This window comes from Sphingomonas sp. HMP6 (assembly GCF_013374095.1).
Taxonomy (GTDB): Bacteria; Pseudomonadota; Alphaproteobacteria; order Sphingomonadales; family Sphingomonadaceae; genus Sphingomonas.
Map to the genome: position 1 here is coordinate 2,017,907 of NZ_AP022672.1, position 24,595 is coordinate 2,042,501.

Here is a 24,595-nt window from a genome sequence, read left to right on the forward strand (position 1 = left end):
ATAGCTCTCTCCGTTCGTGTCGAGCGAAGTAGGGACGCCGTGCGCAGCGTGTGAGGCGTGCTTCTCGACTTCGCTCGCAACGAACGGGTTACCTGACGACGTGCAACGCTACGCCCGTTTCGGAAACCACGGCACAAACCCCGAAGTACGCCGGACATAATCCTCATAATCGGGCTTCTTGCGCTTCATCCGGCCCTCGACCGTTGGGACGCCCGACCATTTCATCAAGGTGAAGGTCAGAAGCACTGGTCCGGGCAGCGCCCACAGCCCCGTCCCGCTCTCGGCGGCGATCAGATACAGGCCCCACCACACGCAGGCATCGCCAAAATAGTTCGGATGGCGGGTGTAGCGCCACAGGCCGGTGCGCAGCACCTTGCCTACATTCGCCGGATCACGGCGGAACGCGACGAGTTGCGCGTCGCCGATCGTCTCGAACATGATTCCGATCCCCGCCAGCGCCGCCCCGACCCAGCCGAGCGCACCGACCGTTGGCGCTGCGTCAAGCTGGCCTAACTGCACCGGCAAGCAGACGATGAACAGCATCGGCGCCTGCACTGCATAGACTAGCCGGATCGACGCCTGGTTGAAGCCCCAGCCCTTGTGCTCCTGCGCCTTGGCGAACATCGTCTGATAGCGGCGATCGGCCCCGTGCTGCCGCCAGCGCCACAACAGATACCCGCCGAGCCGCACGCCCCACGCCGTACACAGCGCCATCAGCAGCAACTTTCGGTCCGGGTCACCGCCCGTCTGCACGAAACTGGCCCAGCCAAGCGCGACCATCGCCAGCGCCCAGACGCTGTCGATCGGGGTCACGTCACGCGTCTTGAGCGTCACCAGCCAGAACAGCACGAAGATGCCGATCAGCACCACGGCGTTGACCGCGAGCAGCGACAGCGCGCTCATGCTGCGGCGCTTTCGACGATGAAGCTGACCGTCGTCGTGGTCGAGCCGCCGATATTGAGCGTCTGGACGCGGCGCGCACCCTCGACCTGGGTATCGCCGGCTGTGTCCGACACTTGCTTCGCCGCGTCGAGCAGCATCCGCACGCCGGTCGCGCCGACCGGGTGGCCGCATCCGATCAACCCACCCGAGGGGTTGATCGGCAAGCGACCGCCGATCTCGATCGACCCATCCTCGATCGCTTTCCACGATTCGCCGGGCGCGGTCAGGCCGAGATGGTCGATCGCCATATATTCGGTCGCGGTGAAGCAATCATGTGTTTCCACCGCATCAAGCTGCGCGATATCGGTCACGCCAGCGCGGGCGCGCGCATCCTCGATCGCGCGGCGGACCTGCGGAAAGACATAGGATTGGCCCGCGCTATCGGCGATCTTGCGGGCATAGCCGATCGGCGCGGAGCGATGGCCCCAACCCGTGATCCGCGGTATCTGATCGAGCGAGAGGCCGCGCTTCGCCGCATAGTCGGCGGCGCGTCGTTCCGAAGCCAGGAACACCACCGCACTGCCGTCGGTGACTTGCCCGCAATCCATCTTGCGCGTCCGCCCCTCGACCACCGGATTGGCGTCGTCGTCGGCGGTGAAGCTCTCGGGTGCGAAGGCATAGCCGCGTGTCTGCGCGTTCGGATTCCGCTTGGCATTGCCGAAATTGATCTCGGCGATGCGCATCAGATGATCGTATTTCAGGCCATAGCGGCGGTCATATTCCTCGGCGAGATCGGAAAAGGCGGCGGGCCAGACGTAGCGGACATCGTCATATTCGTGCCCCGCCCAGGCGGCAGCCCCCAGATATTCCGCCGCGGTCTGGCCGGGGACGTTACGCATCTGTTCGATCCCGACGACGCAGGCGAGATCGTAGCGACCCGCCTCGATTTCGGCGGTAGCGGCGAGAATGGCGACGCTGCCCGATGCACAGGCCGCTTCATGACGCGCGGTGGGCAGGCCGTCGAACGCCGGATCGACCAGTCCGAAGAAGCCGCCCAGCAACCCTTGGCCTGCAAACAGTTCGGCGGTGAAATTGCCGACGTGCCCGCTTTCCACGTCGACGGCGTCGAGGCCGGTCGCCGCCAAGCCTTGCTGCACGCTTTCGGTAAAGGCCTCCGCCAAGTCGATGCCGCGTCGGCTCCACACGTCAGAAAAATCACTCTGCCATCCGCCCAGGATGTAGACCATGCCCGCTGCTCCCCTACTTTTTGCAAGGGTGTTGCAGGCGAATGGCGACTTGGCAAATCCGGCCTTGCGGGCGTGACGGGAGCACCGGCATGAAGCGGCACGGCATTACGCTGGCAAATCCTGCTCGAACGTGCATCAGTCGATGGCGGGTTTCCACGACAGGATCTTAGATGCGCTTCAAGGGACTCGACCTCAATCTCATCATCGCGCTGGACGTTTTGCTGGAAGAACGCAGCGTGTCTGCAGCTGCCGCACGCATGACCGGGTCGATATCTACATTCCGACCGGGCAGAAGGTGGCGAGCGTGCCAACCCCCAAGCTGGTCGAGGATTACCCTGCCAACATCGGCATTGGCCGACCGGCACTGCACAAGGTGCTTGGGGATCGCACCAAGGCGGCGGGTGCCACGGTGCGGCTCGGCGTCACGGCGACCGAGCTGAACGATGACGGCGCGGGCGTCGATGTGCGCTTTTCGGATGGCAGCCAAGACCGCTACGACATGGTCGTCGCGGCCGACGGCCTCTATTCCGAGACGCGCGCGATGCTGTTCCCGGACGTGCCGCAACCGCGCTTCGTCGGCCAGGGGGTGTGGCGTTACAATTTCCCGCGCACCGGGGCTGAAAGCGCCATCGCGGTGTTCGAGGGGCCGACCGGCGTTGGACTGGTGCCGACCTCGCCGACGCAGATGTATATGTATGTGACGACGCCCGAGCCCGGCAATCCGCGCTATCCGCGCGACGGCATTGCGGCGGCGATGCGCGAGAAATTGCGCGGCGTGCCCGCGCCGCAGATCCAGGCGCTGGCCGAGCAGATCACCGACGATGCCGAGGTCGTCTACAAGCCGCTCGAGACATTGTTCCTCGATGGGCCGTGGCACCGTGGCCGGCTCGTCTTGCTCGGCGATGCGGTTCACGCGACCACCCCGCATCTGGGACAAGGCGCGGGCATGGCGATCGAGGACAGTCTGGTGCTGGCCGAGGAAATATCGCAGCATGACGATCCGGAAGCGGCGTTCACCGCCTTCCACGCGCGGCGTGTGGAGCGGTGTCGCTACATCGTAGATGCGTCGGTCGCGATCTGTACCGCGCAAGTCGCGGGCGAGCGCGTCGATCAGGCTGCCGCCACGTCCGAAATGTTCCAAATCGTAGCGCAGCCGATCTGATCGGCAGGAGAGTCCAATGGCACGAGTGAATGAAATCCGGTACGTCGGCTACGGCGTTTCCGACCTGGCGGCGGAGCGCGCCTTTTATCGCGACGTTTGGAAATTGCGCGAAGTCGGCACGCAGGACGACATGGTCTATTTCGCGTGCGAAGGGCATAACGAACACCACGTCGTGCGCCTGCGCCAGGCCGAGCAGCAGCGCATCGACGTGATCGCGCTGGCCGCGGCAGACCGCGCGGATGTGGACGCTTTGCACGACAAGGTCGTCGCTGCCGGGTGCAAAATCATCTTCGACCCGCAGGAGCTTCAGGCACTCGGCGGCGGCTACGGTTTCCGCTTCTTCTCACCCGACGGCCTGCCGTTCGAAGTATCGAGCGACGTGGCGCGCGGCCCGTCGCGCCCGCGCTGCAGGCGACGGCGTTCCTGGCGGGGATTTGCGTGTTCGGCGGCATCGTCGGCCTCTACGCCCTATTGGCGCGGTCCTACCCGCCCGAGTTGCGCGTGACGGGCACGGGTCTGGCGATCGGCGTGGGACGCGGTGGCGCGGTGGTCGGGCCGCTGATCGGCGGGTTCCTGATCGCGGGCGGGACGAGCATCCCGCTCGCCATCGCGATCGTCGGTGCCGGGGCGACCATTGCCGCGATCATGCTGATGGCGATGGGGCATAGCCTGTCGGCGACATCGACGCGTTAGAACGGGATGACCTTAGATCGATCCAACCGCTCAATCCGTTCGTGCTGAGCTTGTCGAAGCACCCGTGCAACACGCCAGCCCTTGCTTGTTGCACGGCCCTTCGACAGGCTCAGGGCGAACGGGTCATGCTAATGTCATCCCGCTCTAGCGCCGTCAGCGCCCGGTCAGCGCGAGCAGGGCGAAGGTGGCGAGCCAATGTTCGCCCATGTAATCGTCGGCCAAATGCGGCAGGGCGGCTTGGAGATGCGCATCGGCAATGGCGCGCGCCGCGGCTGGATCGGGCAAATCGTCGGCAAGGGCGCGCCAGCACCACGCCCGCGCGAGGTTCAAGCCGTCGAGATGCGCGAGCCGACCGTCGCTGCGATCGGTGACGGTCGCGGGGGTGCGGAGGCAGGCGGTCGGCGCGCCGTAGGGATCGGGCAGGAAGGCACCGAGCCACGGACGAAACTCCGGGCCGAGGACGGCCTGCATCAGGACCGCCTCGCACAACGTGGCCGAGACGAAATCCTCGCCGCTCGGCTCCCATGGGCGGGCGTCGCGGTCCGCGCCGAACCAGGCGCGCGATCGTTCCTCGATCAGCTTAGCCAGCGCGGCGTCATGCGTGCGCGCCCAGCGTAGCGCGTGGATCAGCGCGAAGGCGGTGCAGTCATGCTTGCCGCTTCGGACCGGATAGGCGAGCTTGGGTAGGTAAGCGGCAAAGCGTGCGGCGAAGGCGCGGGCGAGCGGTTCCAGCGTGGCGGCCCAGGGTTTGTCGGGGCGGAGCGCGAGTTCGCCGTGCAAGGCGAGCAGCCAGCCCCAGCCATAGGGGCGTTCGAACCCGGCGCTCATCGGTCGATCGAGATAGGCGACTTCGCCCGCTACACGCTCGGGCACCAGCATCCGGTCGGCCAGCGCTTCGATCGCGGCGGTCTGGCCCATCGCGGGGAACAGGCGCGCGAGCCGCATCACTTGCCACCAGCCGTGCACGCAACTGTGCCAGTCGAAGCTGCCGTGGAAGATCGGGTGCAGCGCGCTGGGGAGCGCGAGATCGGCCGGGCCGTTCAGGACTTGGTCGAGCCGGTACGGCCATTCGCGCGTGAGATGGCCGAGCGTCAGCGTGGCGAAGCGGTCTGCGGTGGCAGCATCGAGCATCAGCGGAATCCCAGCCAGTAGAGCAAAGCGATATTGACCGCCAAGAGCGGCAGCGCGGTCGGTATCTGCGCGCGGATCACCGCGCTCTTGTCCTTAAGGTCGAGCAAGGCGGCGGGCACCAGGTTGAAGTTCGCCGCCATCGGCGTCATCAGCGTCCCGCAAAAGCCCGCCAGCATTCCGATCGCCGCGATTACCGCCGGGTCGCCGTGATGGCGTCCGATCAGCAGCGGCATCGCGACCGCCGCGAACATCACCGGGAAGGCGGCAAAGGCATTGCCCATCACCATCGTGAACGCCGCCATGCCCAGCGCATAGACCAGCACCGCACCGATCAGGCTGCCCGCGGGGATTGCCGCCCCGGCGATGCCGCCGACGACCTGGCCGACCCCAGCGAGCGCGAACACCGCGCCGAGGCTCGCGAGCATCTGCGGCAGCACCGCCGCCCAGCCGACGCTGTCCATCAGCCGCAGCCCCTCGGCAAAGGGCGTGGTGGGACGGGGCCGGAACCAGGCATAGCCGATCGCCAGCGCGAGCAGCACGCCGCAGGTGAGCGCGACCAGCGTGATCTGCTTGGGATCGACCAAAGCGGGTACGCCCTTGAAGGCAAGGGTGCCGAGCAGCGCGGTCGCGGGGATGACGAGCGCAGGCAGGAACAGCCGGTTGCCGCGCCGTGCCGCCCCGGCCTGGCGTTCGATCGCGCCGGTGGTGCCGCGCGCGCCGCGCCCCATCGCGCCAGTGCCCGCGATGGCGACGAGGCCGAGCACCAGCACGCCATTGCCGAGATCGCCGATCCGGTCACCGAACAGGAAGCTCCCGCTCAACAGCGCGTAGAAACCGGCATTGCCGAAGCGCTTGGCATTGCCGCGATCGGTCGCGCTGAGCCAGGCGAAGCCTGCGAACATCAGCCCGGCGACGGTGTAGATGAAATTGGTGCCGATCATGCGGCGCGCGCCAGGCGGCGATCGAGCCACCACAAGCGACCGCCGTGGATCAGCAACGCCGCGATCGCGGTCGGGATCGCCCAGAGCGACAAATGCAGCGGCTGGATCGTGATACCATAGCCCTCCAGCACGCCCTTCATCAGCAGGATCGATCCGATCGCGATGAAGATATCCTCGCCAAAGAACAGCCCGATATTGTCGGTCGCCGCGGCCAGCGCCGGGATCGCGTCGCCGCCCGGCGGCACGCCTTGCCGCTCGGCCGCCGCCTCGGCCATTGGCGCGACCAGCGGGCGGACACTTTGCGCGGGACCTGCGATCGAGGTGAGGCCGAGCGCCGACGTAATCTGGCGGAACAGCAGATAGCCGATCAGCAGCCGCCCGACCGTCGCGCCGCGCAAGCCCGCGATGGCACTCCGCGCGCGCTCCTGCAGGCCGTGGCGTTCGAGCAGGCCGATGACAGGCAAGACGATGTAGATCGCGCTGACAAAGCGATTGGCATTGAACGCCTTGCCGAGCGCGGCGAGGATCGCGAGCGGATCGATCCCGGCGGCAAGCCCGGTGACCAGCGCCGACACCGCGACGACCAGCAGCGGGTTGAAGCGCAACAGGAAGCCCGCGACGATCACCGCGATACCGGCCAGAACAAGCATTCAAACGCCTCCGAATCCGCCGCCGCCGGGCGTTTCGATGACGAACACGTCGCCCGCGCGCATGTCGACCTTTGCGGTCGATCCGAGGCATTCGACCGATCCGTCGGCGCGTTCGATCCGGGCCGAGCCCACGGTACCTGATGTCCCGCCGTCGAGACCGAACGGCGGCACGCGGCGGCGGTTCGCGAGGATGCAGGCGGTCATATCGGCGAGGAAGCGCACGCGCCGCAGCCCACCGTCGCCGCCTTTGTGGGTGCCAGCACCGCCCGACCCGGCGCGGATCGAAAATTCCTCCAGCAGCACCGGAAAGCGCGTTTCGAAGATTTCCGGGTCGGTCAGGCGGCTGTTGGTCATGTGCGTCTGGATCACCGCGGTGCCGTCATGCGTCGGCCCCGCGCCCGATCCGCCCGCGATCGTCTCATAATATTGGTAGGTGGCATCGCCGAAGGTGAAATTGTTCATCGTCCCCTGGCTCGCCGCCATTGCGCCGAGCGCGCCGAACACGGCGTCGGTGACGACCTGGCTGGTTTCGACATTGCCCGCCACCACCGCCGCCGGGAAGCGCGGGTTGAGCATCGATCCCTCCGGCACGCAGATCGTGACGCCGCGCAGGCAGCCGTCGTTGAGCGGCACGTCCTCATCGAGCAGCACGCGCAGGACGTAGAGCACGGCGGCGCGGACGATCGAGACCGGCGCGTTGAAATTGTTGGGGCGCTGGTCGCTGGTCCCGGCGAAATCGATTGTCATGGCTTCTGCCGCGCGATCGACGCGGATCGCGACCCGGACGACCGCGCCGTCGTCCATTTCATAAGCGAACGCGCCATCGTCGAGCCGCGCGATCAAGCGCCGCGCCGCCGCGTCGGCATTGGCCTGGACGTGTTCCATATACGCGCTGACGACATCCGCGCCATATTCACCGGCGATCCGCGCGAGGCCCGCCGCGCCGCGCGTGCAGGCAGCAAGCTGTGCGGCGAGATCGGCGATATTCTGGTCGATATTGCGCGCCGGATAGGGTCCGCTGGCGAAGAGCGCGCGCAGTTCGGCTTCACGGAAATGCCCTTCGTCCATCACCAGTTCATCGTCGAGCAACACCCCTTCCTGTGCGACCGAGATGCTGTCGGGCGGCATCGATCCGGGGGTGATCCCGCCGACATCGGCATGATGGCCGCGCGCGGCGACGAACCAGGCGGGCGTGTCGCTCCTGTCGGTGAAGACCGGCATGATGACGGTGATGTCGGGCAGATGCGTGCCGCCGCGATAGGGCGCGTTGAGCGCATAGGCGTCGCCCCGGCGGATTCCGCGACCGTCTGCACTACTCCCGCGCGCGTCCAGGATCGTGCGGATGCTTTCGCCCATCGAACCGAGGTGCACCGGGATGTGCGGCGCGTTGGCGACGAGATTGCCCACGGCATCGAACAGGGCACAGGAGAAATCGAGCCGCTCGCGAATGTTGACCGAGGCGGCGGAGCGTTGCAGCGCGGCGCCCATCTCCTCGGCAATGCTCATGAACAGGCCAGCGAAGATCGCGAGGCGGGCGGGGTCGCTGGCGGTGCCGATGCTGGCGGTCTGGCGGGCGGCGACGCGGTCGAGCAGCAGATTGCCGATCGCATCGACGCGCGCGCGCCAGCCGGGTTCGACGACGGTGGTCGCCATGGGGTCGATGATCAGCGCGGGGCCGTCGACCGCGTGACCGGCTGGCAGCCCCTCGCGCGCGAGCACCGGCGTGTCGTGCCATGCACCTGCCATGTAGACCGGAACGACGGCGAGCGGCGCGGCGGGCCGATCCGGCAAATCCACCAGCGTCGTCTCGACCGGCGCACTCGCCGCGACCGCCTCGGCGACGAGACGATCGACGATCAAGGGTTGTGTACTCGCGAAACCGAACTGCGCGACGTGGGCCGTGTCGAAGGCCGTGGTCATCGCGCTCGTGTCGGCGAAATCGAGCTCGATCGTATGGTCGGTCTGGCCGCGGCGGAGATGCACGCGGCGCTCGACGACGATGGTCTCGCTTGCCACGCCCTGCGCCACCAGGGCCTGCTGCGCTTCCTCGGCCAGCGCGTCAAACGCGCCTTCGATCACCGCGCTTTCGCCGACCCCCGCGCCGAGCGTCCGCTCGCGCAGCACACGGCGATCGGCCAGCCCCATGCCGTAGGCCGAGAGCACGCCCGCGAGCGGGTGGATCATCACCCGGTCCATCCCCAGCGCATCGGCGACCAGGCAGGCGTGCTGCCCGCCCGCACCGCCGAAGCAGGCGAGCGTGTAGCGCGTGACATCATGCCCGCGCGCGACCGAGATCTTGCGGATCGCGTTGGCCATGTTCGCGACCGCCACCGCGACGAAGCCTTCGGCGGCGGCATGAGGATCGAGCGGCAGCTCGGCAAAGCGCGTCGCCACCGCGACGGGATCGAGCGGCTGATCGCCCGCCGCGCCGAACAGCGCGGGGAAGAAGTCCGGGCGCAGCTTGCCCAGCATCACGTTGCAATCGGTGACGGTCAGCGGCCCGCCGCGCCGGTAGCAGGCTGGCCCCGGGACGGCACCGGCGCTTTCCGGCCCGACCAGCAGGCGCTGCCCATCGAAGCGGCAGATAGATCCGCCGCCCGCCGCGACGGTATGGATGCGCAGCATCGGCGCGCGGATGCGGGCGCCCGCGATCAGCGTCTCGGTATCGCGCTCATAGGCCCCGGCGTAGTGCGACACGTCGGTCGAGGTGCCGCCCATATCGAAGCCGATGATGCGCTCCAGCCCGGCTTCGCGTGCGGTCGCCGCCATGCCGACGATGCCGCCAGCCGGCCCCGACAGGATCGCATCCTTGCCGCGGAAGCTTGCGCCATCGACGAGTCCGCCCGAGGATTGCATGAACAGCGCGTTCTGCCCGAGCGCCGCCGAAAGGCCCGCGACGTAGCGATCGAGCACGGGCGACAGATAGGCATCGACCAACGTCGTGTCGCCGCGACCGATCAGCTTGATCAGCGGCGCGACGCGGTGGCTGACCGAGATTTGCGTGAAGCCGATCGCCGCCGCGAGCTCGGCCAGTGCCGCCTCATGCGCGGTGAAGCGATAGCCGTGCATCAGGACGATCGCGATCGACCGGAAACCGGCAGTGAAGGCCGCCTGCAAACCGGCCCGTGCGGCATCGCGGTCGAGCGGGGTGCGCACGCTCCCGTCCGCCGCGATCCGCTCATCCATCTCGACGACGTGCGCGAACAACGGTGCCGGGCGTGCCAAGTCGCGCGCGAAAATGTCGGCGCGCTCCTGATGTCCGATCACCAGCGCATCGCCGAAGCCGCGCGTGATCGCAAGGACGGTCGGCTCGCCCTTGCGCTCGAGCAGCGCATTGGTCGCGACGGTGGTGCCGATGCGCAGGTCGAACGGCACGTCCGCGCCGCCGGTCAGCCGCCGGATCGCCTCGACCGCAGCATCGGCATAGCGTTCGGGGTCTTCGGACAGCAGTTTAGCGGTAACGACTTCGCCGCTAGGCGTGCGGGCGACGACATCGGTGAAGGTGCCGCCGCGATCGATCCAGAACTGCCATGCCGCCATCCTTCCGTCTCTCACTTCCGCCGTGACGGATCAAGCCGGGAGGAAGATCGGCAGACACGCGACGTCGCCACGCCGCATCTTCCGCCGGAATCGCGCAAGCCGCGCTCCGGGAAGGGCACGAAAGCCGTCGTGCAGCGGCTCCCCGGTACGGTCGACTGGGAAGCGGCGGGGCCGGGTGCCGCCGTCGGATCGGACGCGGCGCCGCGCGTGCCGATGTGGAAACGCGCGTTGACGGTTTCCCACGTCGTGCCCGGCGCGAAGCGGACATTGTCGAGATAAAGTTTGAGCGGGTGCGCCGCATCATAGCCACTGGCGATCAGGCGGCCGGTCGGTGGACCCGCCGACCCGCCGACCGCAGTGATGTGGTAGAATGGCCGCCATGCCGCGTGATCTTCGGGCGTTCGGGCGAGAAGCCCTCGACGATCCAGTCGATCGGGCAGCGCCACGGATCATAGACATGCAGAACCGCCGGATCGGGCCGGTCGCCCGACAGGACCGGATTGAGGAGGCGCCCACCGCCGAGATCGGCGATACGGTGGTTGTCATATTCCCGGCGATAGGTCGGTGCGGCAGCTGCGGGCGCGGCGGTGGGAAGCAGCGGCGCCGCACCGCTTGCGCCGGGCGCGACCGTGTCGCGGCGGGTGATTCTCATGCGAGCGTGGCCGCGCGCCGGGCGAGTTCGTCGCTGCGCATCCGCCCGTTGGCCAACAGCAGGTGGTGATAGCGCGCGCGCCGCTTGCCGGTGCGCCCGCGCGCGCCATCCTCGATGCTGAGCGCGCTGAGCATCTCGGCGGTGCGGACCAACGGTTCGTTTACGATCCGCGCGAGATCGGCGTCGAACGGCGCGAAATAGGCGGGTTCCCCCTGCCACGCGACGAGGCGCGCGCGGGCGTCCGGGACCGACAGGCCTTCGCCGTGGATCGCGAAATCGACGAGCGCGCGGCAAATGCGGAACAGCCGCCAGTGGAGATAGCCGAGTTCGGCCTCCGGGTGGCGCGCATAGAAACCGGCCTCGGCGATCAGGCGCTCGGCATAGATGCCCCAGCCCTCGCCGAAACCGGGGGCGTAGCGCAGGCGCAACGGGTGCGGATCGGCGGCGGCCTCCAGCGCCAGCTGGATCATATGGCCGGGGAGCAGTTCGTGCGCGACGACGCTCGGCATGGTGAAGCTTGGGCGGTCGGTGAGACGCGCGAAATCTGGGACATAGCCGCCAGCGGTGGTCGGCGTGGGCAGCGTGCGATAGCCGAGATGTCCGGTCGCGAGATCGGCGGGCGTGGGCGGGGCTGCGGTGACGTTGCGGCACCAGGGCGGCACCGCGCCGATCAGCGTCGGGACGGCGGCACGGAAGCGTGCCAGCCAGTGGTTCATGTCGGCGAGCGCCGCCGCGCTGTCGGGATATTGGTAGCGCGGATCGCGCCAGAGCGCGGCGAAGCGCGCGCCGGTATCGCCACCGCGTACTCCGAGTTGCGCGAACAGGTGATCGGCCCGTGCTGCGCAGCGGCGGCATTCGGCCTCTAGGCGGCGCGCGGCGGCGGCGGGATCGATGCCGTCGCCGACTTTGCGGCGGAGCAGCAGCGCTGGCGTGAGCGGTCGCGCCGCCATGATCGTGAGGTCGGCGCGCAGGCCCGCGCGCGCGGTGATGAGATCGAGTTGCTGCGACACGGTCAGGCCGCGCAGGTCGATCCGGTCGAGCAAGGCGAGCGCCGCTGGCGGATCTGCGAGCTTGGCCTCGACCGCGTCCAGCGCTGCGCGGAACGTGGCACGCTGCACCCTGCCCCGCCCCGGCAGCAGTGCCAGCGCCGCCGCGCCGGCCAGCACGGCGCGGCGCGTCGTCACCGCGCGCGATCGGCGAGTGCGACGGCGTTGTTGTGCTGCGTCACCTCGGCCGCTTGATCGGCGAGCGCCACGCGCGCGGTCAGCGTGTCGGGATCAACCCCGGCGGGGATGGTCAGCGTCACGGTCACGGTTTTTGGCAGCAAATCGGTCGGCGCGGCGAGCGGCGGGACCAGCGCGGTCGCGACGACGTCCTTGCCGACAAGCGATACGCGCCCTGCCGTCGTCGGCAGCGAGCCGAGGCTATGGACCGTTACCGTCACGCGGCGTCCCTTTACCGCTACGTCGTTCCGCCCGATGCCGAGATCGGGGCGGCTCTCGACCGGGGTGCCGGGGGTCTGCAGTACGAAATCGACGACCGTCGTGGTGCCAGGCGCGAAGATCAGCGAGGTCGATGCGCTGCGTTCCAGCGTCACCTTCGTCGGCGTGTTCGCGGCGGCGAGCGTCTTGCCCTCGTCGGGACTACCCGACACCTGCATCGACCATGTCCCCGCGGTCACGTTCCATGCGGTCATCGTCGCGCGCTGCTCGACCGCGCTGGTGTTGTAGGCGATCACGCGGAAGCGGTGGCGGGTTGCAACGGGCAGCAGAATCGCGACCTGTTCGGCCGCACCCGGCGTGTCGAAACGCCAGCTCACGGTGTTGCCAGGCCAGGTCTGGTTGCGCCGCAGCGCGATGCCGCCGAGCCGTTCGCGTTGGAGGATTTCGCTCGGCTGTTCGACGCGGTCGCTCCACCAATGCCCTTCGGTGTAGAGCGCCATGTGCTGCGCCTTGTCGGCGATCGCGTCGCCGTGGAGCGCGGCCAGCGCCGACAAATCGCCGCGCGCCGACCAGGCGGCGTAGCGTCCGAACGCATCGTCCCCCTTCGCCACGCGCGCGAGCAAAGCCGCGCCGTCGGGCAGAGCAGTGAAGCCATTCTCGTTGAATTCGGACAGGCCGCCCGCGCTCTTGGCCAACCGCGCGGTGATCGGGCGGAGATAGGTCGCATCGCCGGTGAAGCGCCACGCCGCCCAGGCGGATTGCAACGGCGTCGTCACGCCGCCGCCGTCGCCAGCGCGCTCGGCATCGCTGCGCCAGTTGATTTCGTTGGGATAGCTCCACTGGCCGTCGGCACCCTGTTTGCCATGCGCCATCCAGCCGTCGACCGTGCTGGTGACGAGACCGCGCGCCGCTGGATTGGCGTTGAACAGGCCGAGCAGGATCGGTCCGTGCAGGACGGTCCAGCTATAGGGTTTCTGCCATTCCCACGCGCCTTCACGGTACATCTTGCGCCCGCCATACCAATTGCTGGCGAAGTGGAGATGGCCCGCCGGGTTGCGCAGGATGACGCCTTGCAGCGCCCTGGTCGTCGCCATCAGCCGTTCAACCGCGATCGGCTCGCCCCAATTCAGATACAGCCGCTCGGCGTCGGAATTGAGCCCTTCTTCATAGGCGTGCAGCTCATCGGTGGTGAGGTAACCGAGCCCATTCACGTTCATGCCGTTCTTGTACGCCGCATCCGACAGCGCGCGGAGCGACGCGTTGATCTTGTCGGGCTCTACCCCCATCAGCGCGAGGCCGGGCCATTGCTGGGTCAGATCGGTATCGTCCGAAATGCCGCCGCCGAAATCGCCGTACGGCACCTGGCGGTTGTCGATCCACCAAGAGACGAATTGCTTGGTAAGCTTGAGGTCCTCTAGCTGCCGGAACGCCCAGAGCGGCACGCCCGGCGGCGGGGTCGGCTGAGGAACCGCGGGCATGTTTTCCGGGCGGTAATCGATGTCCGCCCAATATTGCCGTGCCAGCACATTTTCGGGATCGACGCGGAGCAGATCGCTGATGTCGGCGAACACGCGGGCGTAGAGCGCTTCGCGTTTGGACGCGGTGTGTTCCTCAACTAGGAAACCCCAATTGTCGCGCACTTGATTGAGCCGGTCGGCAATGTGTTCGGGCAAAGCGGCGGCGCGGTCCTTGAACACCAGCCGGATCTTTGCGCCGTTGAGCGCAGTTGCATCGAAGCCGGGATCGGACGCGGCGATGCTGAGGTACAGGCTGTCGTTTGGCAGGATGCGGTCGCGCAGATCGAGCCACAGCGTGCGCGCTTCGCCGGGGCGGACCGAGACCGAAAGATCGATCATGTCGCGCGCGGGCCAGAGCGGGTCTTTCACGCGGATGTTGAGCGCGATCGGGGCGGTGCCCTTCAGCGCGGGCAAATCGAGCGCGATGCCGTCGAGCCCGTCGTGGAGGTTCTGCCAGCCATAATCGAACGCGCGGGCGATCGGCTTATCGGGATAGGCATCGCCGAGGCTGGCGGGGATCAGGACATGGACGATCGGCAGGCCCGCCGCGCGGGGCATGGCGGTGCCGCCAGACCCGGCCGCACCCGCGCCGACCGCCGCCTTGATGCCCGAGCTTGGCAGGGCGACGACCGTGCTGCGCTCGTCGGGGGCGTAACGGCCGGTGATGAAAGATTCGAGCGGGGCGAGCGCCGCGATCCGGGTCGAGGCGGCGGAATCGACGGTGAAGGAAAGTTTGAAACGGCCCGCCGGCTCGGCCCCGGCGCGCACGTCATAGGCCCACACCTCCTGGATCGGCTGTTCCTGCATCGTGTTGACGAAGCTGAGCGTGCCGCCTTTGCGCTCGGTCAGCGCATCAACGCTACGCACCACGCCTTGTGCGCGGGCAGCGACGGGGGTGCCGTTCCACAGCAGCGCGCCATACGCCGCGCCGCGGATTTCGACGCGGTTGAAACGCTCGCCCGGCGGCACGGTCAGGTCGTAGCGCTTGCCGCCTTCGACATAGACGTTCCAATCGGGCAGCTCGAAATAATCATCGCGGCCGGGCAGTTTGGAGCGGTTGTAGACGCCGGGCCAGGTCGTCTCGGCAATGCCGTCGACGCCCTTCCACATCCATTGCTTGAGGTCCTTTGCGTCAGCGAATTCGACCTTGCGGACGCTGGTGACGGGCGCGTCGAGCAACGGCGGCAGGCCTTTATCCCAGCCATAGCGGTGCAGCCAGGCGGTGCGGCGCGGTGCAGCCTCTGGCTGCGGCGCGGCGGCGGGTTCGCGCTTGTCGGCGAGTGCTGCGACATCGGCGGCACCGAGCATGCGGTCGTACACGCGGATTTCGTCGAGATCGCTGCCGCGCATGAAATTGTAGCGGCTTTGCACCTGGTGCGGCGACATGACGCGTCCGGCGAGGCCGAACTGGTCGAGCCCGGAATCGAGATCGGCGACCTGATCCTTGCGCGCCACGAGCTTGCCGTCGACGTAGAGGCGGACGCCGGTCGTTTCGTCCCAGGCGAAGGCGATGTGCTTCCATGCATCGGCCGCTGGCACCGCGTCGATCTTCCAAGACACGCGGACGCGCGACAGGTTCGCATCGGTGACGAAGGCGTCGAAGCCGTGACCGTTCCAGTCGATCCGCAGGAACGCCATGTCCCAGCTCGAATGATCGGCGAAGCCTGCGCGGAAAATGACGAACGGTGCTTCGCCCAGCGGCTGGCGGGCGCGCCAGAAGAAGCCGAGCGTGCCGCGCTGGCTGCGCAGGTTGCCGGGGGCTTTCCACGCGACATAGCCGTCATCGGCCCAGCGTGCCGCACCGCCGATCGCGCCGTCCGGCACGACATCGACGCCGCTGCGGAAATTGGGGACCGGATCGCCCGCGGCGACATCGGCGGTGAGGCTCTTGTCGGCGGAAACGCGAAACAGCAGGCCGGTATCGTCCTGCGCCACCGCAGGAGACGCGGCGACCAGCGCGATGAGCGCGGCGGACGCCTTAAAGCGCATCGATGCGCGCCAGCCGTGGCGAGAGCAGATGGATCACCCCGACCGCGATCAGATAGACGCTGCCCGCGACCGCGAAGATCAGCGTGTAGCTGCCCGTCGTTTGAAGGATGTAGCCGGTGAACTTCGCCATCCCCATCCCGCCGATCGCGCCGACCATCCCGCCGATGCCGACGACCGATCCGACCGCCTTACGCGGAAACATGTCGGACGGGATCGTGTAGAGATTGGCCGAAAACGCCTGATGCGCCGCCGTCGCCAGTCCAACGATCGCCACCGCCGCCCACAAATTGGCGACATATTGCGCGAAGAAGATCGGCATGACGAGGAAGGCGCAGACCAGCATCGTCGTCTTGCGCGCACGGTTGGCGGACCAGCCGCGCTTCATCAATTTCGAAGAAGACCAGCCGCCCGCGATGCTGCCGAAATCGGAGATGAGATAGATCACGACGAGCGGCGGGCCGAAGCTCTTGAGATCGAGGTGATAGGCCTTGGACAGGAAATCCGGCGTCCAGAACAGGAACAACCACCAGATCGGATCGATCAGGAACTTGCCGAGCGCATAAGCCCAAGTCTCGCGATAGCCGAGCAGGCGGGTCCACTTGATCTTCTCGGCCGAATCGGCCGGGTCGCTTTCGATATAGGCAAGCTCGGCGGTCGACAGCTTCGCCGTCTCGCGCGGACGGCGGTAGATCGCGATCCACGCGACCAGCCACACCAGGCTCGCCACGCCGGTGATGATGAACGCCATGCGCCAGCCGTATGCCAGCGTGATGACCGGCACGATCAGGGGCGTGATGACCGCGCCGATATTGGCGCCAGCGTTGAAGAGGCCGGTGGCAAAGGCGCGTTCGCGGGCGGGGAACCACTCCGACACGGCCTTGATGCCCGCCGGAAAATTGCCCGATTCGCCAAGCCCAAGCACGAAACGTGCGCCAGCGAATTGCAGTGTCGATCCGGCAAAGCCGCACAGCGTGTGGCCGAGCGTCCAGATGACGAACGCCACCGAATAGCCGACCCGCGCGCCGAGCCGATCGACGATCGAGCCAAAGCTGACATAGCCGATCGCGTACGCCGCCTGAAACCAGAAGACGACGTCGGCATAGGCATTTTCGTCCCAGCCGAACTCGCTCGAGATCTGGGGCTTCAACAAGCCGATCATCTGGCGATCGACATAGTTGATCGCGGTCGCCGCAAACAGCAGCGCGCAGATCACCCAGCGATACCGCCCAACCGTCGTGCCCGGTGTCTCGGCCTGGCTCGAAAGTCCCGCGCTCGCGTTCGATGCCGTCATGCTCACTCCCCTACCAGCGGCCCGTATGTCCGGGCCTGCCGTCTGACTATTGCGCGGCGATGGAACACTCCACCGTCAGCCGATTGTCGAAGATCGCCGCGACCTGCGCACCGATCGCGACTTGATGCACCCCGCTGACCGCCCCGGTCGAGATCCATTGTCCCGCGGTCAAGGCGATGCCGCGCGCGGCCATCAGTTCGAACAGGAAGCGCGCCGCGCCGAACGGGCCGTCAAGCATATCGGACGCCATCGCGACCCCGGTCGATTCGCCGTCGATCGTCAATTCCACTGGCCAGTCATTGATATCGATCTGGTCCCACCCGGTCACCTCCGGGCCGATCACCAGCCCGTTATTGTTGCCGAAATCGGAAACGGTGACCGGCGCGCCATGATCGTTGATCCCGCCGAACGGAGAGCTCGCAATCTCGATCCCGACGCATACCCGGTCGATCAAGGCGGTCGCCTCGGCCAGCGTGTAGCTGCGCTTGGACGCATCGGGGGTGGCGGCGATGCGCAGCAGGAATTCGGCCTCGGCGGCGGCGAAACCGCCGGCGTAAACGGTCATTGCGCGCGGCGTCGCTTCGGCAACGAAGGTCTGGTCGGCGAAGATGGGTCCAGCAAGCCGGTCGCAGCCTTCGATCGGCGGGTTGATCCGCCCGACCTTCCAACCCGAGATCGGCCGATCGGTCAGCGCGATCGCCGCGTCTTGCATCGCATAGGCCTCGGCCAGCGCGGCCGGCATCGTGCCCGGATATTCGACGAGCGCCGTCGCATCGCGCCGTGCGGTGACGAAGCGATGCGCGATCTGCGCGATATTGTCCTGCAAACTGTCAGGCTGCACGTGCCTTTATCCCCTCTTCGGCCGTCACGCGGCCCTTAAGCGGTGGGTATGGGAAACCGGTGTCATTGACAAGAGGCTGTGCGTTACCGGCCATGAAGTTGCGACCAGTCGCCGTCGAATGCGTGCTGCGCCGCCGCTGCGATGGCCTGTGCCGCGACCGAATCCTCCGCCAGATCGGCGGAAAAGCCGGTCCGCGCAGCGATCAGGCGACCGAGCACCGCCGCCGCGTCGCCACTCTGCGCCGCCTCGGTGAGCGCAGGGCCGGCGGCATCGACGATCGTCTCGCCGGCGCGCGCGCGCTGCATCAGGAAGGCGATCCAGCAGCCGATCGCGGTGACGACATGTCCAGGCATGTCGCCGCGGGCGCGGTGCCAGCGCAGCGTGTCGCCGAGCCGATAGGGGATTTTCTGGCTGCCATCGATCGCGATCTGATCGAGACGGTGGACGATCACCGGATTGCGAAACCGCGTCAGCACCGCCGCGCGATACGCTTCGAGATCGAGCCCGGCGACCGGCGTCAGCGTGGGGATGATGTCGGTGCGGATCATCGCATCGACGAACTCGGCCAGAACCGAATCGTCCATCGCTTCGGCGACGCTGGCATGGCCGCGCAGCAGACCGGCGTAGGCGAGCGTCGAATGCGTGCCGTTGAGGATGCGCAGCTTGGCCTGTTCATACCCCGCGACATTATTGGTCAGTGTCGCGCCCGCGCGGCCGAGTGCTGCCGTGACCGGATCGCCCAGATCCTCGATCACCCATTGCGTGAACGCCTCGCGCTGCACGGCGGCGCGATCCTCGACGCCGAGCGCGCTCGCGACATCGCTGTAGAGCGCATCGTCAGAGGCGGGGGTGATCGAATCGACCATCGTGCCCGGCACAAGGACGTGCTGCGCGATCCAGTCGCCGATCGCGGGCGCAGTGGCGTGCGCGAAATCGACCAGCGCCGCCTTGAGCTTCGCGCCATTGGCGGCGAGATTGTCGCATGGCATGACGACGAACGGCGCGACGTCGCGCGCGTGCCGCGCAGCCAGGCCGCCGACGATCCAGCCGATGACGCTGCGCGGTACGGCGGGTTGCGCGAGATCGTGAACGATGTCGGGATGCGCGCGGTCGAGCGCGCCATCGCTCGCCAGGCAATAGCCCTTCTCGGTCACGGTGGTCGTCACGAGCCGGACTGCGGGATCGGCGAGCAACGCCTGCGTCTCCGCCGCATCGTCGGGACCGAGGAAGCGGCTGTGCGCGCCGATCACGCGGAACGACGATTCCGCGTCGCGCACGGCGAGCGTGTACAGGCCCTGCTGTTCGGCCAGTGCCGCGACCGTGCCCGCGCTGCGCAACGAGACCGCGGCGATGCCCCAGCCGGGCTCGCTCGCCAGCAGCGTGTCGATATAGGCGGCCTGATGCGCGCGGTGGAAGGCGCCAGGTCCGAAATGGACGATGCCGGTGGTCGGCGGGCCGCTCCGGTTCGGGCGCGCGACGCCCGCGGGCAGATCGACGAGCGCCGCGTAATCGAGCCGGTTCATAGCGTTACTCCGCGCTTCCAGATGGCGATTTCGCGTTCGCAATTGCGTTCGGCGGCGGTCGGCGCGCCCGATGCGATATCGCATAATATTGCGAGCAGATCCTCCGCCACCGCATCGAACCCGCGATCGAGCACCGCGCCCGCATCGAAATCGATCCAGCCGGGTTTGCGCGCGGCGAGGCCGCTGTTCGAGGCGATCTTGATCGTCGGGACGGGAAAACCGAGCGGGGTGCCGCGCCCGGTGGTGAACAGGATCGCGGTCGCGCCCGCCGCCGCGAGCGCCGTGCAGGATACGGCATCGTTGCCTGGTGCCTCCAGCAGCGTCAGCCCGGTGCGCGCCACTTTCCCGCCATACGGGATCACGTCGGACACGGTCGCCCTGCCCGCCTTTTGCACCGCGCCGAGCGACTTTTCCTCGAGCGTGGTGATGCCGCCAGCGAGGTTCCCCGGCGACGGATTTTCCGACACCGGCTCGCCGTGGTCGAGGAAATAGCGTTTGAAATCGTTGACCATTTTTACGGTACGATCGAACACGCCTTCATCCGCCGCGCGGTCCATCAACAGGCGTTCGGCACCGAACATCTCGGGGATTTCGGTCAGCAGCACCGCGCCGCCGGCATCGACCACGCGCTCGCTCATCCGCCCGACCAGCGGGTTGGCGGTCAGCCCGGACAGCCCGTCCGACCCGCCGCATTTCACGCCGAGCACGAGCTTGTCGATGCCGACGGTAGTGCGTTCGCTCCGCGCTTGCGCGACGAGTTCGGCGACCAGCGCCACGCCCTCGTCGATTTCGTCGCCCGCGAGTTGGGTGGAGAGCGTGCGGATCACGCCGCGCCGCGCTTCGGGAATTTCGGCGAGCAGCGCGGCAATCTGATTCGATTCGCAGCCCAGCCCGACGATCAGCACGCCGCCGGCATTGGGGTGACAGGCCAACGCCGCCAGAATGCTGCGCGTGCCCGCCAGATCTTCGCCCAATTGCGAGCAGCCGAACGGGTGCGTGAAGGCATGGACGCCGTCGACCGCGCCCCCATGAGCGGCATCGGCCAGCGCCGCATCCGCCAGCGCGGCGATCCGCGTCGCTGTGCGCGCGACGCAACCGACCGTCGGCAGGACCCAGATCTCGTTGCGCGTGCCGACCCGGCCGTCGCTGCGGACATAGCCTTGGAAGGTGGCCGTCTCCGCCTCTGTTTGCCGCAGGACCGGCACCGCCTGCGTGAAGCGATAATCGAGCGTGCCGTCGAGCGCGGTGGCGAGATTGTGGGTGTGGACATGTGCGCCGATCGCGATGTCGGCGCGCGCGGTGCCGATCGGGAAGCCGAATTTCACCACCGGATCGCGCGCCGCGATGGCGCGGATCGCAACCTTGTGGCCGCTCGGCACGTCGGACAGTGCGGTTACGACTTGCGCCGCAAAGGTCACGCTTTCGCCCGCCGCGACCGGTTCGACCAGCGTTGCGACGCTATCGTCGGGATGGACCAGCAGGGCTTTGGACACGCGCAGATACTAACCTTGGTAACCGGTATCAAGCCTTTGCCTCAGGCGTGGGGCCGTTGGCAAGCCGCCGCTGCACTAGCCAAGCCAGCCCCGCCACAGTTATGCGGAAGACATGAAGAGCACAGGCCAGCCGACGATCAACGATGTCGCCCGCATCGCGGGCGTATCGAAAAAGACCGTCAGCCGGGTCATCAACCGCTCGCCGTTGCTCAACGACGACACGCGCCGCCGGGTCGAAGATGTCATCGGGAGTCTGGGCTATATTCCCAACCCGCAAGCGCGCGCGCTGGCGCTCAGGCGCAATTTCCTGATTGGCCTGGTGCACGACAATCCCAACGCGCAAATGGTGATGAACGTGCAGCAGGGCATCCTGGAAGCGCTGCACGGCACCGAATTCGAACTGGTGGTGCGCCCGGTCGATCGCGGATCGGCGACGATGCTGGTCGATCTGCGGCATTTTCTGGAGCGGCAGCGTCTGTTCGGGCTCGTCCTGCTGCCGCCGATCAGCGAAAATGACACGATCGCCAAGTTGTGCGCCGAAATCGGCTGCCGCTATGTTCGCATGGGCTCCGCCCCGCTCGACGATAACGATCATATGGTCGCCTCGAACGATCTGGAGGCGGTGCGCGGCGCGACCGAATATCTGATCGCGCAGGGGCACCGCCGGATCGGGCTGATCGCCGGACCGCACGGCTTCCGCTCGGCGCGCGAACGGCGGCTGGGGTTCGAGGAGGCGCTGTCCAAGGCCGGGATCGCGCTGCCGCGTAGCATGATCGCCGACGGCGATTACACCTTCGAATCGGGCCTGACCGCGGCGGAGCGTCTGCTCGACCTGATGCCGCGCCCGACCGCGATCTTCGCCAGCAACGATGAGATGGCGGCGGGCGTAATCCACGCCGCGCGGCAACGCGGCCTCGAAATTCCGCACGATTTGTCGATCGTCGGGTTCGACGATACGCCGGTCGCGGCACACGTCTGGCCACCGCTCACCACGGTGCGCTGGCCGATCGCGTCGATGGCACGCTCCGCCGCGCTGAAATTGACGGCGGGGCTGGACGGGGAGGCCCTGGTCGAGGAACCATCGCTGTTCCTGTCCACGTTGATTCGGCGTGGATCGGTGTCGCCGCCATCGCATTAAGGCGCTTGCGAGGGCGTCTGACACCGGTTACCAGCACGCCATAACAAGAAGATGGCAGGGAGGATTAGTATGGCACGACCGCTCGAACTGCACCCCGACCGCCTGTTCCCAGCGGATCCGGCAACGCGCGCCATCGCGCGCACGCTGTACGCCGAGATCGCCGACCTGCCGATCGTCAGCCCGCACGGTCATACCGATGCCGGGTGGTTCGCCGACAATGCGGCGTGGACCGATGCGACCAGCCTGTTGCTCGCGCCAGACCACTATATTTATCGCATGTTGCACAGTCAGGGCATCGCGCTCGACGCGCTGGCGATCCCGCGGCGCAGCGGCACCCCCGCGACCGATCCGCGCGCGGCGTGGGCGGTGTTCGCGCAGAATTATCACCTGTTCCGCGGCACGCCGTCGCGATTGTGGTTCGACCATGTCTTTGCCGAGGTGTTCGGGTTCGACGTGGCGCTGGAGGCCGGTACCGCCGACCTGTATTTCGACACGATCGCCGAAAAGCTCGCCACCCCGGCGTTCCGCCCGCGCGCTTTGTTCGATCGCTTCAAGATCGACTTCCTTGCCACCACCGAAGGCGCGCAGGACGATCTCGGCGCGCATCAGCGCGTGCGCGCCTCGGGCTGGGGCGGGCGCGTCGTCACCACCTATCGTCCCGATGGCGTGATCGACGTCGAGCATGAGCAGTTCGCCGGGGCGATGGCGCGCTTTGCCGAGCTGACCGGGGAGGATGCCTATAGCTGGAAGGGCTATCTCGCCGCGCACCGCAAGCGCCGCGCCGATTTCCGCCGCTGTGGCGCGACCGCGACCGACCACGGCCACCCGACCGCGCAGACCGCCAACCTCTCAGCGCCCGAGGCCGAGGCGCTGTTCGCGAAGATCGTCGGCGGCAGCTGGACCCCGGCCGATGCCGAGCTGTTCCGCGCGCAGATGCTGACCGAGATGGCGGGCATGTCGATCGAAGACGGGATGGTGATGCAAATCCACCCCGGTGCCTTCCGCAATCATAATGCCGCGTTGTTCGCCAGCCACGGGCGCGACAAGGGTGCCGACCTGCCGGTGCGCATCGAATACGTCCATGCGCTGAAGCCGCTGCTCGACCGGTTCGGCAGTTCGACCGAGCTTTCGATCATCCTCTTCACGCTCGACAAGAGCGTGTACGCGCGCGAACTGGCACCGCTCGCCGGCCATTATCCGTGCCTGAAGCTTGGCCCGAGCTGGTGGTTCCATGACAGTCCCGAGGGGATGCGCCGCTTCCGCGAGATGACGACCGAGACGGCTGGATTCTACAACACCGTTGGCTTCAACGACGATACGCGCGCGTTCCTGTCGATCCCGGCGCGGCATGACGTCGCGCGGCGCGTCGATTGCGGTTTCCTCGCGCGGCTGGTGGCCGAACACCGCATTGCCGATTGGGAAGCCGCCGAGCTGGCGCATGAGCTGACCAGCGGGCTGGTGCGGCGCGCCTACAAGATCGATTCCCCTGCAATCGCTGCCCAGGCAGCCTGACCCGGAGCCTCCCCCCATGTTCGACCGTACCTATTACGCCACGCATCCCGACATGATGGAGTGCGTCTCCAATGACGAACTCCGCGACCGCTATCTGATCCAGGACCTGTTCCGCGCGGGCGAATGCGTGCTGAATTACACCCACGCCGATCGCTTCGTGATCGGTGGCGTGGCGGTGGCGGGCGGTGCGGTGAAGCTGCCCGACCAGACCGAGCCAGCCTCGGCGGCGGGCCACCCCTTCCTTGAGCGGCGCGAACTGGCGGTGGTCAATGTCGGCAATGTGGACGGCACCGTCACCGTCGACGGCGAGGTCTTCACGCTGGGCAACAAGGATTGCCTGTATGTCACGATGGGCGCGAAGGACGTGCAGTTCGCAGGCGACGGCGCGCGTTTCTATCTGGCGTCGTGCCCGGCGCATAAGGCGTTCACCACGCGCATGATTTCGGTCGCCGATGCAACGGCGCTGGAGCGCGGGACGCTCGCCGAGTCGAACGAGCGGACGATCTATCAGATGGTCATCCCCGGCATTTGCGACAGCGCGCAATTGGTGATGGGCCTGACCGTGCTGAAGCCCGGTTCGGTGTGGAACACGATGCCGCCGCACATTCACGAGCGCCGCAGCGAAATCTATTTCTACTTCGAGCTCGACGATCTCGAGAAGGACCGCGTGTTCCATTACATGGGCGAAGGCGAAGCGACCCGCCACATCGTGATGGCGAACGAGGAAGCCGTGATTTCGCCGCCGTGGTCGATCCACATGGGGTCTGGCACCAAGGCCTATGCCTTCATCTGGGCGATGGCGGGCGAGAATCAGGATTATACCGACATGAGCGTGCTGGATATCTGCCAGCTGGCGTGAGTGTCTTCCCCTCCCGCGTGCGGGAGGACTCTAAATCTCCCTGCCCGCTTGCGGGAGGGGTCGGGGGAGGGCCTGTCGGTCGGCGGTGCCGC

Annotated in this window: 19 protein-coding genes and 1 pseudogene; 7 read left to right on the forward strand and 13 right to left on the reverse strand. The window is 67.3% G+C overall.

The window, feature by feature from the left end; genetic code table 11:
* Positions 1 to 108 precede the first annotated feature (108 nt).
* A complete protein-coding gene (locus tag HMP06_RS09995) occupies positions 109 to 903 on the reverse strand; it encodes a DUF1295 domain-containing protein (protein WP_176496960.1) in 795 nt (264 codons plus the stop codon).
* Complete coding sequence (locus HMP06_RS10000; protein WP_176496961.1) at positions 900 to 2,129, reverse strand: acetyl-CoA acetyltransferase; 1,230 nt, start codon at positions 2,127 to 2,129, stop codon at positions 900 to 902. The genes HMP06_RS09995 and HMP06_RS10000 overlap by 4 nt, the downstream gene beginning before the upstream one ends.
* Positions 2,130 to 2,433: 304 nt before the next feature.
* On the opposite strand from HMP06_RS10000, the gene HMP06_RS10005 reads away from it, so the two are divergent.
* From HMP06_RS10005 to HMP06_RS10015, 3 genes are read left to right on the forward strand one after another with little or no spacing between them, the layout of a single operon-like run.
* Positions 2,434 to 3,291, forward strand: coding sequence for an FAD-dependent monooxygenase (locus tag HMP06_RS10005; RefSeq protein WP_332102996.1), 858 nt, complete (start codon positions 2,434 to 2,436; stop codon positions 3,289 to 3,291).
* Between the two features lie 16 nt (positions 3,292 to 3,307).
* Positions 3,308 to 3,796: a VOC family protein gene (locus HMP06_RS10010; RefSeq protein WP_176496963.1), complete on the forward strand. Its 489-nt coding sequence runs from the start codon at positions 3,308 to 3,310 to the stop codon at positions 3,794 to 3,796.
* Complete coding sequence (locus tag HMP06_RS10015) at positions 3,793 to 3,984, forward strand: hypothetical protein (protein ID WP_176496964.1); 192 nt, start codon at positions 3,793 to 3,795, stop codon at positions 3,982 to 3,984. Before HMP06_RS10010 ends, HMP06_RS10015 begins: the two co-directional genes overlap by 4 nt.
* 153 nt (positions 3,985 to 4,137) lie before the next feature.
* On the opposite strand, the gene HMP06_RS10020 is transcribed toward HMP06_RS10015, so the two are convergent.
* Genes HMP06_RS10020 through HMP06_RS10035 form a run of 4 tightly spaced genes read right to left on the reverse strand, consistent with a single transcriptional unit; the run spans position 4,138 to position 10,246 of the window.
* A complete protein-coding gene (locus HMP06_RS10020) occupies positions 4,138 to 5,115 on the reverse strand; it encodes a DUF2891 domain-containing protein (RefSeq protein WP_176496965.1) in 978 nt (325 codons plus the stop codon).
* Positions 5,115 to 6,056 carry a DUF979 domain-containing protein gene (locus HMP06_RS10025; protein WP_176496966.1) on the reverse strand — a complete coding sequence of 314 codons (942 nt, stop codon included), beginning with the start codon at positions 6,054 to 6,056 and terminating at the stop codon, positions 5,115 to 5,117. The genes HMP06_RS10020 and HMP06_RS10025 overlap by 1 nt, the downstream gene beginning before the upstream one ends.
* Positions 6,053 to 6,706 carry a DUF969 domain-containing protein gene (locus tag HMP06_RS10030; RefSeq protein ID WP_176496967.1) on the reverse strand — a complete coding sequence of 218 codons (654 nt, stop codon included), beginning with the start codon at positions 6,704 to 6,706 and terminating at the stop codon, positions 6,053 to 6,055. Before HMP06_RS10030 ends, HMP06_RS10025 begins: the two co-directional genes overlap by 4 nt.
* Complete coding sequence (locus tag HMP06_RS10035) at positions 6,707 to 10,246, reverse strand: hydantoinase B/oxoprolinase family protein (protein ID WP_176496968.1); 3,540 nt, start codon at positions 10,244 to 10,246, stop codon at positions 6,707 to 6,709.
* Positions 10,247 to 10,375: 129 nt separating this feature from the next.
* Here HMP06_RS10035 and HMP06_RS10040 point away from each other — a divergent pair, with 129 nt between their 5' ends.
* Positions 10,376 to 10,525 carry a hypothetical protein gene (locus HMP06_RS10040; protein ID WP_176495224.1) on the forward strand — a complete coding sequence of 50 codons (150 nt, stop codon included), beginning with the start codon at positions 10,376 to 10,378 and terminating at the stop codon, positions 10,523 to 10,525.
* 35 nt (positions 10,526 to 10,560) lie between these two features.
* On the opposite strand, the pseudogene HMP06_RS10045 reads toward HMP06_RS10040, so the two are convergent.
* The 7 genes and pseudogenes from HMP06_RS10045 to HMP06_RS10075 all read right to left on the reverse strand — a co-directional run.
* Positions 10,561 to 10,898, reverse strand: a pseudogene (locus HMP06_RS10045) (hypothetical protein); the annotation flags it as partial.
* The gene (locus HMP06_RS10050) at positions 10,895 to 12,082 is read right to left on the reverse strand and encodes a DUF885 family protein (protein ID WP_176496969.1); all 1,188 of its coding nucleotides are present in this window, start codon (positions 12,080 to 12,082) and stop codon (positions 10,895 to 10,897) included. The pseudogene HMP06_RS10045 and the gene HMP06_RS10050, both read right to left, overlap by 4 nt.
* A complete protein-coding gene (locus HMP06_RS10055; RefSeq protein WP_176496970.1) occupies positions 12,079 to 15,846 on the reverse strand; it encodes a LamG domain-containing protein in 3,768 nt (1,255 codons plus the stop codon). The genes HMP06_RS10050 and HMP06_RS10055 overlap by 4 nt, the downstream gene beginning before the upstream one ends.
* Positions 15,836 to 17,137, reverse strand: a complete 1,302-nt coding sequence (locus HMP06_RS10060) for an MFS transporter (protein WP_176496971.1) — start codon at positions 17,135 to 17,137, stop codon at positions 15,836 to 15,838. Before HMP06_RS10060 ends, HMP06_RS10055 begins: the two co-directional genes overlap by 11 nt.
* Before the next feature lie 46 nt (positions 17,138 to 17,183).
* On the reverse strand, positions 17,184 to 17,978 hold the full coding sequence (locus tag HMP06_RS10065; RefSeq protein ID WP_176496972.1) for a 2-keto-4-pentenoate hydratase: 795 nt from the start codon (positions 17,976 to 17,978) through the stop codon (positions 17,184 to 17,186).
* Between the two features lie 83 nt (positions 17,979 to 18,061).
* Positions 18,062 to 19,501 carry a mannitol dehydrogenase family protein gene (locus HMP06_RS10070; protein ID WP_176496973.1) on the reverse strand — a complete coding sequence of 480 codons (1,440 nt, stop codon included), beginning with the start codon at positions 19,499 to 19,501 and terminating at the stop codon, positions 18,062 to 18,064.
* Positions 19,498 to 20,994 (reverse strand): UxaA family hydrolase, encoded by a 1,497-nt coding sequence (locus HMP06_RS10075; RefSeq protein WP_176496974.1) that lies wholly within the window; start codon positions 20,992 to 20,994, stop codon positions 19,498 to 19,500. The genes HMP06_RS10070 and HMP06_RS10075 overlap by 4 nt, the downstream gene beginning before the upstream one ends.
* Before the next feature lie 112 nt (positions 20,995 to 21,106).
* On the opposite strand from HMP06_RS10075, the gene HMP06_RS10080 reads away from it, so the two are divergent.
* The 3 genes from HMP06_RS10080 to kduI all read left to right on the forward strand — a co-directional run bounded on the left by HMP06_RS10080 (position 21,107) and on the right by kduI (position 24,503).
* Positions 21,107 to 22,132: a LacI family DNA-binding transcriptional regulator gene (locus HMP06_RS10080; RefSeq protein ID WP_176496975.1), complete on the forward strand. Its 1,026-nt coding sequence runs from the start codon at positions 21,107 to 21,109 to the stop codon at positions 22,130 to 22,132.
* Between the two features lie 69 nt (positions 22,133 to 22,201).
* The gene (gene uxaC, locus HMP06_RS10085) at positions 22,202 to 23,644 is read left to right on the forward strand and encodes a glucuronate isomerase (protein WP_176496976.1); all 1,443 of its coding nucleotides are present in this window, start codon (positions 22,202 to 22,204) and stop codon (positions 23,642 to 23,644) included.
* A 16-nt stretch (positions 23,645 to 23,660) separates the two neighbouring features.
* On the forward strand, positions 23,661 to 24,503 hold the full coding sequence (kduI, locus tag HMP06_RS10090; RefSeq protein ID WP_176496977.1) for a 5-dehydro-4-deoxy-D-glucuronate isomerase: 843 nt from the start codon (positions 23,661 to 23,663) through the stop codon (positions 24,501 to 24,503).
* Positions 24,504 to 24,595 lie beyond the last annotated feature (92 nt).